The organism is Streptomyces sp. NPDC048639, assembly GCF_043199075.1.
Lineage (GTDB): Bacteria > Actinomycetota > Actinomycetes > Streptomycetales > Streptomycetaceae > Streptomyces.
Genome location: NZ_JBICVP010000002.1, coordinates 84402 through 96898, shown reverse-complemented (window position 1 = coordinate 96898; position 12497 = coordinate 84402). Strand labels below are relative to the sequence as shown.

The window sequence follows — 12497 nt, the reverse complement described above, 5'->3', positions numbered from 1 at the left end:
GCACCGAGCCGTGCGAGGGGGCCTCAGTCCACCCGGCCGTAGGCGACGTCGTTCGACCAGATCGGATCGACTCTCACCACCGAACCGGCCTTGGGCGAGTGCACGACCTTCCCGTCACCCGCGTAGATACCTACGTGGTAGACCCCGCGTCCGGCGCCGAAGAAGACGAGATCGCCGGGGCGGCGGCTGGAGGCCGGGATGCGGCGGGTCGAGTTGTACTGCGCCGACGCCGTCCGCGGCAGGCTCTTGCCCACGGACTTGTACGCGTAGACGGTCAGGCCCGAACAGTCGAAGCTCCCCGGGCCGGTGGCACCGTAGCGGTAGGGGGCGCCCCGCTTGGAGTGGGCGACGTTGAGGGCCCGTGTCCCGAGCTGCTGCGGTTGCCGAGCCTTGGCGGGCTTCTCCGCCTTCGGTGCTTCGGGGCGGTGCGCCGCCTGCTTCCCGCCCTGTCCGCCCTGGTCGGACCGGTCCGGCTTCGACGGTTCCTTCCGGGGCGGATGGGACTGTTGCTGCGGTGCTCCCCCCTCGTCCGGCTCTGCGGAAGGCGGCGCTCCGTCGGGTCTGATGCCGGGCATGCCCGGCAGGGATTCGGGTGGTCTTCCGCCCCCTGAGCCGCTGAGGGACGACTCGTCGTCCGTGTCGGAGAACGGATCCGTGCCGGAAATCTGCTGCTCGATTCCGGACACTCCTGCCCCGGCCGTGTCGCTCCGGATCTGGGACGAGTCCGGGCCGGGCGGTGGACTTGCGTACGCCTTCCCGGCGGAGCCCGGCGCCAGGAGCGCGCCGCCGACGGCTGCCAGGGTGAGCGCCGAAGCGGCGCCGGCCCGGCCGAGGAGGGACGGGACTTGTGCATGCGCGGTCATGCGCACCCCTTCGTCAGCCGCCTGTGAAGGGTGACCTGTCGGGTTCGGGCAGGCGAAGAATGCCCGGCCGCCGCAGCGGCTTCACCCCAAGGAGCGGCCGGTACTCCCGGCGCCCCGGACTGCTCGGGTCCTCCACTCCTGCCGATCCACTCGTGTCGACCGGGCATCCGTGCGGCGGCAGGACTCGGCGTCCGCACGGACCGCCCCACCGCGATGGCGGGGGCTTGTCGTCTAACGGATCGTCACGCAAGAACCGGAAGATTTCCGATCGAAACGGCCACTTTGGACCTTAGTCACATTTGACGCATTTAGCGGTCCAGAGGGTTTTCCCGCTGCCGGATCCGGTTCCTCGGCAGGCCCCGTACCAGGCGAGGGGCGGTGTGCACCGCACTCCCCTCCGTCGTCCGATCGCAAGTCGATCAATGTCTCGTACGGAGCTGACGGTACGTCGATCGGGCGTACACGTTCGGCCGTACCGAGCCGCCGTTCCGGGCGACGGGTCGTCAACTCTCCGCTTCCGGAGGGAGGGTGAGGCGCCCCACCCGCCGCTCTCCGTCAAGCACCCGCAACGCGCGCGCCAGAGTCGCGGCGTGGATCGAACTCTCCCCGCGCTCGTGCATCAGAGTCAGCGCGTCCCGCAGTGCCGCCGCCCTGCCGACCAGGGCCTGTGCGGCGCGCAGCCCGCCGTACGTGTCGCAGGAGCGGGCCGGGTTGATGCGGCCCAGCAGATCGAGTACCTCCAGGTAACGGTCCACCAGATCGCACTCGGCGCGCGTCAGGGCGGGCAGCGGAGGCAGTTCGGGTGGCAGCACGCCGATCACCGCCCGCCGGCCGGGAGGCCGGGCGTCCCCTTGCGGTGCTGCACGATGCGGTCCGCGAGCCCGTGACTCAGGGCCGCTTCGGCATCGAAGACGGTGTCGCGCTCGATGTCGGCGGCGATCCGCTCGGGTGGCCGGCCCGTGTGCCGTACGAGCAACTCCTCCAGCATCGCCCGCATGCGCAGCAACTCCGCGGCCTGGAGCTCCAGGTCGCTCACCCGGCCCTCGACGGGCTCCGGCAGGGCCGGCTGATGGATGAGCACGCGGGAGCCGGGCAGCATCAGGCGCTTGCCGGGAGTTCCGGCGGCCAGCAGCACCGCGGCCGCGGAGTCGGCCCGGCCCAGGCACACGGTCTCGATGTCGCAACTCACGAACCGCATCGTGTCGTAGACCACGGACATCGCGGTCATCGAGCCGCCGGGGGAGTTGAGGTAGAGCGAGATGTCCCGGTCGGGGGCGGAGTGTTCGAGGTGCATGAGCTGTGCCGCCACGTCGTTGGCCGAAGCGTCGTCGATCCGTGTGCCCAGAAAGACGATGCGCTCCTCGAGGAGCTTGGAGTACGGATCCGTCGTGCGGGTCCCGGAGCTGGTGCGATCCGTGAACTCCGGCAGGGCGGAGCGAGTGGTCGGGCGGTCCATCAGCGACACCTCATCCCTCGGGCGGCCGCGAAGTCTCTGTAAAAAATGTACAGGACGTACAGGCCGTTATGATGGGGAGCATGGCGTACGAGATTCCGGTGACGCAAGCACGCGCCGAGCTGGCCGACCTGATCAACCGCGTCGTCTATGGCGGGGAAAGGGTGGTCGTCACGCGTCACGGCAAGCCCCTCGTCGCGCTGGTGTCCGCCGCTGACCTGCAGCGACTCGAGGAGCCCGACCCCGGGGCCGAGGCCGCGGACGAGCAGGTGATCAGTACCGTCTCGGCGGTCCGGACGGGCGCGTCCGCCGCGAGCGAACGTCGCCGCTTCGGCATCGCGGCCGAACACCGCGACCCGGGTGCCGACGACCGCCGCCCGGGGCGAACGGAGCGCTGAGGATGCCGTACGGGGGATGAGCCGTGCCCCGGCGGAGGGATGGTGAAGGCCGTACGCCACCCGTCCGCTACAGCGGATGACGTACGGCCCGTACGTGCGGCCGCGTGGGCCGGATCCTAGGCCGCCGGTGCCGGTGCCCCAGCCGGTGACCGATGCTCGGACCCGGCAGCGGCCTCGCGGCCCCGCGGCCTGTTCAGGGCGACCGCGGTGAGCCCGACTGCCGCCCAGACGGCCAGAGTTGTGATCGCCGCTCCCGCCCCGCTGCCGTCGAAGAAGGCCACCGAGCGGAGCAGGCTCCCGCCCGCGCCCGGAGGCAGCCACTGGCCGATGAGACCCGCGGGCTCCGGCAGCAGATGCGGCGCGGATGTGACCCCGGACCAGGGGTTGCCGATGAGGACGATCAGCAGCGCGCCGACGCCGATACCGGACCGTCCGAGGAGTGCGGCGAACCCGGCGACGGCCGCGCTCGCGGCGAGGACGGTCAGCGTGAGCGCCCCGGCCTCCAGCCACCAGTCGCCGGTGACGATGGAGAGCCAGGTGTCGGCGATCGTGGTCACCACGAGGCCGGCGAGGACCGATGCGCCGGTCAGTGCCGCCACGGCGCGCGTACCGCGCAGACCCAGCAGCGTGGCGACCGCTCCGGCGGCGACCCCCGCGAGCGACAGCGGCAGCAGGCTCGATCCCAGAGCCGCGCCGCGCGGATCGGACGCCGGCGCGGCGACAACGTCTTCCGTCCTTGGCCGGGTGCCGGGCGGGGCCTGGTGGGAGGCGGCTTCCTGCAGGAGCTGCGCGACGGCCGGGCTCGCGGCCGTGGCGGTCAGCAGCTTCGGGCCCTGTGCGGTGACGACCACCGCGCCGTAGACCTCGCGGGCCTCGATCGCGGCGCGGGCCGCGGCCTCGTCCGCATAGCGGTGGACGTCGAACGCGCCATCCCGCTCGGCGAGTTGGTGCTGGATTGAGGCGGTCGCCGCCGCGGGGCCGGCCACTCCGACGGGGAGGTCCCGCGGGGCGATACGGGCGGTGGGCCAGGCGAACGCCCACAGCGCCAGAGCGACGACGGCCGGGACGATCAGGATCACCGCGAGCATCTGCCGGGCCGGCGGGGTGGCCGTCCGGGCGGTGGCTGCAGCGGACATGTGCTGCCCCCTCTCAAAAAGAATGATCGTTCGTTTTGCTTGCGGGCCCACTGTCCTGCCGAGGCGCGGTGCTTGTCAAGAAGGAACGTTCGTTTTAGATTTTGGCCATGGCCCGCGTATCCCAGGCACACCTCGACGCCCGCCGCCGGCAGATCCTCGACGGCGCCGCACGCTGCTTCGCCCGCAACGGCTTCCACGCCACCTCCATGCAGGACGTCCTGCGAGAGGCCGGTCTGTCCGCCGGCGCCGTGTACCGCTACTTCAGCAGCAAGGAAGAGCTGATCGAGGCCATCGCCGACGAGGCGTTCAGCACTATTCGGACCGCCTTCGCCGAGGCCGTCCGGGAGACCCCGCCACCCCTGCCGGACGTGATCCTCGGCCGGGTCATCCGGCAGGTGTACGAGGGCCCGGCCGGCACCTCGGAGGGCGACCGCCCCGCCTTCCCCCGCCTGATCCTCCAGGTCTGGGCCGAGACCCTGCGCAATGAACGCCTCTCCGCGACCCTCCACGAGGGTTACGCCACGCTGCGCGCCACCTGGATCGAGGTGGTCGAGAGCTACCGCAAGGCGGGGCTGGTCCGCCCCGACGCCCCCGCCGACGACCTCGCGCGCGTCCTCATCGGCACCGTGCAGGGCTTCATCGCCCAGCAGGCGCTCTTCGGCGAGGTCGACATCGAGGTCCTGCAGCGCGGACTGCGGGCGCTGATGTCGATGGACGTCGGTGACCGCAGCAGTTAACGCGACCGAAACGCCGCGGAACTAGCCTGCGCAACGACGGCGCACACCGAGCGGAGCCGCAGGTCGTGTTGGTGCACCGGGTGGGCCCGGTGTGCGATAGACCTGCTGACGACCCGCACCGGCACCGCGGCCGGGCGGGTGCCGCCCCGGCGTACGGGAGTGTCGACGACTGTGAGGTGCCAAGCGTGCAACTGACCCCGCACGAGCAGGAACGGCTGCTGATCCACGTGGCCGCCGACGTGGCCGAGAGGCGCAGGGCCCGCGGTGTGAAGCTGAACCATCCCGAAGCCGTCGCCCTCATCACCGTGCACATCCTCGAAGGCGCGCGCGACGGCCGTACCGTCGCGGAACTGATGTCCTCGGGGCGCAAGGTGCTCAGCCGTGAGGACGTCATGGACGGCATCCCCGAGATGATCCACGACGTCCAGGTGGAGGCGACCTTCCCGGACGGCACCAAGCTCGTCACCGTCCACGACCCGATCGCCTGAGGGGAGCGCGCGCATGATCCCGGGAGAAGTGCTGTACGCGGACGGCCCCGTCGTCCAGGGCGAGGGCCGCCCCGTCACCCGCCTCACCGTCCTCAACACCGCCGACCGTCCCGTCCAGGTCGGTTCCCACTACCACTTCGCCGAGGCCAACCCCGGCCTGCGGTTCGACCGCGCCGCCGCCCGCGGTCTGCGGCTCAACATCCCGGCGGGCACCGCCGCCCGCTTCGAACCTGGCATTCCCGCCGAGGTCGAACTCGTGCCGATCGGGGGCCTCCGCATCATCGCCGGCCTGCGCGGCGAGACCGGAGGTCCGCTCGATGGCTGAACTGTCCCGCGCCGCCTACGCCGACCTCTTCGGGCCCACGGTCGGCGACCGCATCCGGCTCGCCGACACCGACCTGCTCGTGGAGATCGAACGCGACCTGGCCGGAGGGCCCGGTACCCCGGGCGACGAGGCCGTCTTCGGCGGCGGCAAGGTGATCCGCGAGTCGATGGGCCAGGCCCGTACGACACGGGCCGAGGGCGCGGCCGACACCGTCGTCACCGGTGCCGTCGTGATCGACCACTGGGGTGTGATCAAGGCGGACCTCGGCATCCGCGACGGCCGGATCAGCGGGATCGGCAAGGCCGGAAATCCCGACACCATGGACGGGGTGGACCCCGGCGTCGTCATCGGGCCCGAGACCGAAGTCATCGCGGGCAACGGGAAGATCCTCACCGCGGGCGCCATCGACGCGCACGTCCACTTCATCTGCCCGCAGATCGCCGACGAGGCCCTCGCCGCCGGGATCACCACCCTCATCGGCGGCGGTACGGGACCGGCGGAGGGAACGAAGGCGACCACCATCACCCCCGGACCCTGGCACCTTGCCCGGATGTTCGAGGCGCTGGAGGCCTACCCGCTCAACATCGGGCTGCTGGGCAAGGGGAACACGGTCTCGCGCGACGCCATGCACAGCCAACTGCGCGGCGGCGCCCTGGGGTTCAAGATCCACGAGGACTGGGGCGCCACCCCGGCCGCCATCGCCGCCTGCCTGGACGTGTGCGAGGAGACCGGCGCGCAGCTCGCCATCCACACCGACACGCTGAACGAGGCGGGCTTCGTCGGCGACACCCTGGCCGCCATCGACGGCCGGTCCATCCACGCGTACCACACCGAGGGGGCCGGGGGCGGGCACGCGCCGGACATCATCACCGTCGTCGCCGAGCCCAACGTCCTTCCCAGTTCGACCAATCCGACCCGGCCGCACACCGTCAACACCGTCGAGGAGCACCTCGACATGCTGATGGTCTGTCACCACCTCAACCCTGCCGTGCCGGAGGACCTCGCCTTCGCCGAGTCCCGGATCCGCCCCAGCACCATCGCGGCCGAGGACGTCCTGCACGACCTCGGCGCCATCTCGATCATCTCCTCCGACTCCCAGGCCATGGGACGCGTCGGCGAAGTCGTCCTGCGCACCTGGCAGACCGCCCATGTGATGAAGCGGCGCCGGGGCGCGCTGCCGGGCGACGGAGCGGCGGACAACCGGCGCGCCCGGCGGTACGTGGCCAAGTACACGATCAACCCGGCCGCGGCCCAGGGGCTCGACCACGAGATCGGCTCGGTGGAGAACGGCAAACTCGCCGATCTCGTGCTGTGGGACCCGGCGTTCTTCGGAGTGAAGCCGCAACTCGTCATCAAGGGCGGCCAGATCGCGTACGCGCAGATGGGCGACGCCAACGCGTCCATCCCCACGCCGCAGCCGGTGATGCCCCGGCCGATGTTCGGCGGCATCGGCCGCGCTCCGGCGGCCAACTCGTTCAACTTCGTGTCCCCGGCGGCGATCGAGGATGATCTGCCCGAACGACTGGGGCTGGGCAAGCGGTTTGCCCCGATCCGCAGCACGCGGGGCGTCGGCAAGGCCGACATGCGGGAGAACGACGCCCTCCCGAGCGTCACCGTCGACCCGGACACCTTCACGGTCACCGTCGACGGTGAGCCGGTCGACCCGGATCCCGTGGCCGAACTGCCCATGGCCCAGCGGTACTTCCTCTTCTGAGCCGGGGCGGACGACGATGAACAGTCCCGTGGAGAGCATCACCGAGGAGGCACCCGGACCCCTCGGCGTGACCGGTGCGGAACCCCGTCCCGCACACGAGGCGACGGGAGAAGCCGGAAGCGGCGCGGCCCCCCACCGGACACCCGCGGCTTCCCACCCGGCACCCGCGGCCTCGCCCCCGCACCCGGCGCCCCCGCACCCGGCACCCGCTGTCACCCACGCGGCACGCGCCGCCCTGCTCGTGCTCGCCGACGGCCGGTTCCCCGCCGGGGGGCACGCCCACTCCGGTGGCGCGGAAGCCGCCGTTGCCGCAGGGCGAATCAGGGACGCCGGGACGCTCGAGGCGTACTGCCGCGGCAGACTGCACACTGCGGGTCTCACCGCGGCCGGGCTCGCAGCCGCGGCAGCGGACGGAGTTGATCCGCTCCTGGTGGACGAGGCGGCCGACGCCCGTACGCCCGTACCCGCGCTCCGTGCGAAGTCCCGGCGGCTCGGACGCCAGATGATGCGTGCAGCCCGCGCCGCCTGGCCCTCGCCCGACCTCGACGCGCTGGCCGCGGCCCGGCCGCGCGGAGCGCATCAGCCCGTCGTCCTCGGAGTCGCCGCGCGCGCGGCCGGGCTCGCGCCGCACGACGCCGCGCATGCGGCGGCGTACGAGTCCGTCGGCGGGCCGGCCACCGCCGCCGTACGGCTCCTGGGGCTGGACCCCTTCCAGGCCACGGCCGTTCTGGCCCGGCTCGCCCCGGAGCTCGATCATGTCGCCGCGCTGGCCGCCGACGCCGCCGGCCGCGTACGCGGCGAGGGGGTCGATGCCCTGCCCGCCGCATCGGGCCCGCTGGCCGACATCGCCGCCGAGGGCCACGCCGCCTGGACCGTACGCCTCTTCGCCTCCTAGCCGCAGCTCAGCGCCACCGGCCGCCTCCTCCCTCCCCGAGCCCCCCATCCACCGGAGCCGTCATGCATCTCGACCACGCCGAGACCTTCCCCCAGCGGCACACCTACAGCGCCCCGTCCGTCACGCGCCCCGACGGGACCCGCCGCGCCCTGCGCATCGGTCTCGGCGGCCCGGTCGGCTCCGGCAAGACCGCGACCGTGGCGGCACTGTGCCGCACGCTGCGCGAGGAGTGCTCCATCGCCGTCGTCACCAACGACATCTACACGCGCGAGGACGCCGAGTTCCTGCTCCGCAACGCCGTACTCCCCGCCGAGCGCATCACCGCCGTCGAGACCGGAGCCTGTCCGCACACCGCCATCCGCGACGACATCTCCGCGAACCTGGAGGCCGTCGAAGACCTCGAGGACACCGTCGGGCCGCTGGATCTCGTCCTCGTCGAGTCCGGCGGCGACAACCTGACCGCCACCTTCTCCCGCGGCCTGGTCGACGCGCAGATCTTCGTCATCGACGTCGCGGGCGGCGACGACATCCCGCGCAAGGGCGGGCCGGGTGTGACCACCGCCGACCTGCTCGTCGTCAACAAGACCGACCTCGCCCCGTACGTGGGCTCCGACCTCGACCGCATGGCGCGGGACGCGGAGGCCCAGCGCGGTGAACTCCCCGTCGCCTTCACCTCCCTGGCCGCCGAAGGCGGTGTGAAGCCGGTCGCCGACTGGGTGCGCGAGCGGCTCAGCGCCTGGACCGCGGATCCGGCGTGAGCACCACGAGCGTACGGGCCTCGGCACGGATCACCGCCGCGCCCGACGGACGCGGAGGCACCGCCCTTCCCGTCCTCGAGAGCGAAGCCCCGCTCGCGCTGCGCCGCGTCCGAGCCCATGGCCCGGAGGCGGCGGTGTGCGTCATCGGGGCCATGAGCGCCCCGCTGGGCGGCGACCGGCTCCGTATCGACGCGACCGCGGAGCCGGGCGCGGCGCTGCGGGTGACGGCGGCCGCGGCGACGGTCGCCCTCCCCGGACGCGACCCCGCACCGGCGGCCTACGACGTGGGGCTGACCGTGGGGGAGGAGGCGGTGCTGCGCTGGCTGCCGGAGCCGCTGATCTCCGCGCGGGGGAGCGATCTGCGGATGACGACGCGCGTCGAGCTCGCGCCCACCGCCCGCCTGGTGCTGCGCGAGGAAGCGGTGCTGGGCCGTACGGGGGAGGTTCCGGGACGGCTCGGCACCCGGATCACGGTGCGCAGGGGCGGCCGGCCGCTCCTCGACCAGGAGACCGCGTACGGTCCCGGTGTGCCGGGCTGGGACGGGCCGGCCGTCCTCGGAGATCACCGCGCCGTCGGTCAACTCCTCGTGGTGGCACCGGAGTTCGAGGTAGGCCTGCCCGAGCCGCGGGTCCTCGGGGGCGGGGGCGAAACCGGCGAGGCCGTCCTCGCGCCGCTGGCCGGACCCGCCGTGCTCGCGACCGCCGTCGCCCCCGACGCCCTCGGCCTGCGCCGACTGCTGGACGCCGCCATGAAGTTGTCGGCTTGGTAAAGAACAAGCGTACGATCTATCGCTCAGAGGCGAGAAGACGAAAGGATCCCCCTGCAAACCTGTGATCATTGCCGCATTGACCGCGGCGCACCAAGCAGGGGGAAACATCGTGAGACGCAGTACGGTGCTCGGCTCTGCCGGCACTTTGATAGCGGGAACGCTGGTCGTGGGCGCCATGGTCGCTCCGAATGCCAGCGCCGGACAGCAGAAGTCCCGTGACGCCGAAGCCCGAGGTGTTCAGCTCGTGGCGGCCCGGGCCGCGAAGAAGGGCATCGACTGGAAGGACTGTCCCAAGGACTGGGGGCTGGAGAAGCCCGTCCAGTGCGGTTGGGTCACCGTTCCGCTCGACTACGCGAAGCCCAACGGCAAGACCATCAAGATCGCCGTCGACCGGGCCCGTTCGACCGGCAAGGCCGGTGAGCGCCAGGGCTCGCTCCTCTACAACCCCGGCGGCCCCGGCGGTTCGGGCCTGCGCTTCCCGCTCCGGGTCACGACCAAGAACCCGCTGTGGGAGAAGACCGCCAAGGCGTACGACTTCGTGGGCTTCGACCCGCGCGGCGTGGGCCACTCCGCGCCCATCTCCTGCATGGACCCGCAGGAGTTCGCCAAGGCCCCGAAGCTCGACCCGGTGCCCGACAGCGAGGCCGACAAGCGGGCGCAGCGCAAGCTGGCCAAGGAGTACGCGGACGGCTGCAAGGAGCGCAGCGGTGCGATGCTCCGGCACATGACCACCCCGAACACCGCGCGCGACCTGGACGTCATCCGGGCCGCCCTCGGTGACAAGAAGCTCAACTTCATCGGGGTCTCCTACGGCACCTACCTGGGCGGCGTCTACGCCACCCTCTTCCCGGGACACGTCCGCCGCATGCTGGTGGACAGCGTGGTCAACCCGTCGCGGGAGAAGATCTGGTACCAGGCCAACCTGGACCAGGACGTCGCGTTCGAGATGCGCTGGGACGACTGGAAGGCGTGGGTCGCGAAGAACGACGCCGCCTACCACATCGGCGACACCCCGGAGAAGGTCCAGAAGCAGTGGGAGAAGCTGCGGGCCGCCGCCAAGAAGAACCCGATCGGCGGGGTCGTCGGCCCCAACGAGCTGCTCGGCTTCTTCCAGAGCGCGCCGTACTACGACTCGGCGTGGACCGAGGTCGCGGGCGTATGGAGCAAGTACCTCGCCGGTGACGAGAAGGCGCTCGTCGAGGCCGCGGCTCCGGACATGTCCGACACCGCGGGCAACATCTCCTCGGAGAACGGCACCGCCGTCTACACCGCCGTCGAGTGCGCCGACGCCAAGTGGCCGACCAGCTGGAAGCGGTGGGACCGGGACAACACCCGGCTCCACAAGGACTACCCCTTCCTCACCTGGTCCAACGCATGGCTGAACCTGCCGTGCGCCACGTGGCCCGACCGCCAGCAGACCCCGCTGAACGTCAAGACCGGCAAGGGTCTGCCGCCGGTGCTCATCGTGCAGTCCACCCGTGACGCCGCCACCCCGTACGAAGGCGCCGTCGAACTGCACAAGCGCCTCGAAGGCTCGCGTCTCATCACCGAGAAGGACGCCGGTTCCCACGGGGTCACCGGCCTGGTCAACTCCTGCATCAACGACCGGGTCGACGGCTACCTGCTGAAGGGCAAGGTCGACGCCAAGGACGTCACGTGCAAGCCGCACGAGACGCCGAAGCCGGAGGCCGGCGCGTCCGCCGCGAAGGCGAAGGCTGCCATGTCGGACCTGCCCGCCGTGCACTGACGTGGTACGGCAAGGCTGACGGACAGCTACGTGGGGGCGGCCGGAACTCCGGCCGTCCCCACAGCTTTTCCGCGCCGCGTGCAGCGCACAGGGAGCCGGGATCAGGCTCCCGGCCCGGCGGTACGGCCGCTCGCCAGCCAGGCGTCCTCCGCCGCGTAGTCGAACAGATCGCCACTCGGGTCGTACGCCGCCGCCATCTTCGGGAACGCCTCCCGCCAGTCCCGCCCCTCCAATCGGGCCGCGAGCCATGCGACGGTCCCGGGGAGCGACGCGGTGTAGCCGGTGACCGCCCGGTACCCCAACTCCCGTTCCGCGGCGGACATGTCGTAGACCACGGGATGGGCCGTCGTCCACGGCGTGCGGCCGACCGTCGCGGTGGGCGGGGGCCCGTCCACGAGCACCGTCTCGGACTCCCGGCCCATGACCTCGTCGATCGCCGCCCCGATCTCGGCGACCGTCGGAGCCTGCGGATCGCCGGCGTTGAGCACCCGTGACCCCGGCTTGCGCGCGGCGAGCCGGACCAGCTCCGCGAGGTTCCGCACACCAATGGGGTGGAAGCGGCTCCTGCCGCCGTCGGCGAGTACCCGCACCCGCCGTCCGTCCACCACCCGCTTGACGAAGTACAGCTCGCGCGGCGTACGGCAGTGCGGGCCGTGCACCGCCCCCGCGCGCAGCAGCGTGACCGGCAGCCGGTCGCCCGCCGCCAGAAGCTCCCGTTCCAGAGCGGCCTTGCGGGTGGAGTACGTCCCTTCGCCAGGTTCGACCGTCGGCTGCGACTCGGGGAGGGGCACCGGGTACCGGGGGAATCCGTCCGGCTCGTCCTGGGTGTCGAAACCGCGGCCGCGGTCGTCCGCGTAGACGGACCCGCTGGAGATCACCACCGCTGATCCGATCCGGTCCGCCAGGCTCGTGAGCTGCCGGGCGTGCCGGGCGCCGAATGCGACGCAGTCCAGCAGGACGTCGCAGCCGTCGGCAAGGGCCGCCGTCAGGGCCGCGTCGTCCTCGCGGTCCAGCGTCACCGCCCGTACGTCGTCCGGCCAGTGGTCGTCACGGCCACCGCCGCGCGAGGCCGCAGTGACCTGCCATCCGTCCTCGGCGAGGGCGCGCACCGCCGCCCGCCCGATCTGTCCGGTCGCCCCGATCACCCACGCGGTTCGTGTTGTCATGCCGGGGACGCTAGGCGCCGACCCGGTGGCATGCCCGCCGATTTCGC

13 protein-coding genes, 1 pseudogene and 1 riboswitch are annotated in these 12497 nt (G+C 72.0%); of the genes and pseudogenes, 9 read left to right on the top strand and 5 right to left on the bottom strand.

Annotated elements, in window-relative coordinates; genetic code table 11:
* Positions 1–23: 23 nt before the first annotated feature.
* The 3 genes and pseudogenes from ACGFNH_RS04770 to ACGFNH_RS04760 form a co-directional block, all read right to left on the bottom strand.
* Positions 24–371 (bottom strand): annotated as a pseudogene (locus tag ACGFNH_RS04770) (C40 family peptidase); the annotation flags it as partial.
* Positions 372–865: 494 nt separating this feature from the next.
* Positions 866–1063: riboswitch (cyclic di-AMP (ydaO/yuaA leader) on the bottom strand.
* A gap of 303 nt (positions 1064–1366) precedes the next feature.
* The gene (locus ACGFNH_RS04765; protein WP_393651579.1) at positions 1367–1675 is read right to left on the bottom strand and encodes a hypothetical protein; all 309 of its coding nucleotides are present in this window, start codon (positions 1673–1675) and stop codon (positions 1367–1369) included.
* Between the two features lie 5 nt (positions 1676–1680).
* Positions 1681–2319, bottom strand: coding sequence for an ATP-dependent Clp protease proteolytic subunit (locus ACGFNH_RS04760; RefSeq protein ID WP_393651578.1), 639 nt, complete (start codon positions 2317–2319; stop codon positions 1681–1683).
* 80 nt (positions 2320–2399) lie between these two features.
* Between ACGFNH_RS04760 and ACGFNH_RS04755 the strand changes: the two genes are divergently transcribed.
* Positions 2400–2714 (top strand): type II toxin-antitoxin system Phd/YefM family antitoxin, encoded by a 315-nt coding sequence (locus ACGFNH_RS04755; RefSeq protein ID WP_393651577.1) that lies wholly within the window; start codon positions 2400–2402, stop codon positions 2712–2714.
* 116 nt (positions 2715–2830) lie between these two features.
* On the opposite strand, the gene ACGFNH_RS04750 is transcribed toward ACGFNH_RS04755, so the two are convergent.
* A complete protein-coding gene (locus ACGFNH_RS04750; protein ID WP_393651576.1) occupies positions 2831–3850 on the bottom strand; it encodes an ABC transporter permease in 1020 nt (339 codons plus the stop codon).
* Between the two features lie 107 nt (positions 3851–3957).
* Here ACGFNH_RS04750 and ACGFNH_RS04745 point away from each other — a divergent pair, with 107 nt between their 5' ends.
* The 8 genes from ACGFNH_RS04745 (at position 3958) to ACGFNH_RS04710 (ending at position 11284) form a co-directional block, all read left to right on the top strand.
* Positions 3958–4587, top strand: a complete 630-nt coding sequence (locus tag ACGFNH_RS04745; protein ID WP_393651575.1) for a TetR/AcrR family transcriptional regulator — start codon at positions 3958–3960, stop codon at positions 4585–4587.
* Positions 4588–4772: 185 nt separating this feature from the next.
* Positions 4773–5075 carry an urease subunit gamma gene (locus ACGFNH_RS04740; protein ID WP_393651574.1) on the top strand — a complete coding sequence of 101 codons (303 nt, stop codon included), beginning with the start codon at positions 4773–4775 and terminating at the stop codon, positions 5073–5075.
* A 13-nt stretch (positions 5076–5088) separates the two neighbouring features.
* On the top strand, positions 5089–5400 hold the full coding sequence (locus ACGFNH_RS04735) for an urease subunit beta (protein WP_393651573.1): 312 nt from the start codon (positions 5089–5091) through the stop codon (positions 5398–5400).
* The gene (locus tag ACGFNH_RS04730) at positions 5393–7114 is read left to right on the top strand and encodes an urease subunit alpha (RefSeq protein WP_393651572.1); all 1722 of its coding nucleotides are present in this window, start codon (positions 5393–5395) and stop codon (positions 7112–7114) included. Before ACGFNH_RS04735 ends, ACGFNH_RS04730 begins: the two co-directional genes overlap by 8 nt.
* Before the next feature lie 235 nt (positions 7115–7349).
* Positions 7350–8009: an urease accessory protein UreF gene (locus ACGFNH_RS04725; protein ID WP_393652215.1), complete on the top strand. Its 660-nt coding sequence runs from the start codon at positions 7350–7352 to the stop codon at positions 8007–8009.
* A 62-nt stretch (positions 8010–8071) separates the two neighbouring features.
* The gene (gene ureG / locus ACGFNH_RS04720) at positions 8072–8767 is read left to right on the top strand and encodes an urease accessory protein UreG (protein ID WP_393651571.1); all 696 of its coding nucleotides are present in this window, start codon (positions 8072–8074) and stop codon (positions 8765–8767) included.
* A complete protein-coding gene (locus ACGFNH_RS04715) occupies positions 8764–9537 on the top strand; it encodes an urease accessory protein UreD (protein WP_393651570.1) in 774 nt (257 codons plus the stop codon). Before ureG ends, ACGFNH_RS04715 begins: the two co-directional genes overlap by 4 nt.
* Before the next feature lie 109 nt (positions 9538–9646).
* Complete coding sequence (locus ACGFNH_RS04710; RefSeq protein WP_393651569.1) at positions 9647–11284, top strand: alpha/beta hydrolase; 1638 nt, start codon at positions 9647–9649, stop codon at positions 11282–11284.
* Positions 11285–11385: 101 nt separating this feature from the next.
* On the opposite strand, the gene ACGFNH_RS04705 is transcribed toward ACGFNH_RS04710, so the two are convergent.
* Complete coding sequence (locus ACGFNH_RS04705) at positions 11386–12450, bottom strand: NAD-dependent epimerase/dehydratase family protein (protein WP_393651568.1); 1065 nt, start codon at positions 12448–12450, stop codon at positions 11386–11388.
* Positions 12451–12497: the final 47 nt, after the last annotated feature.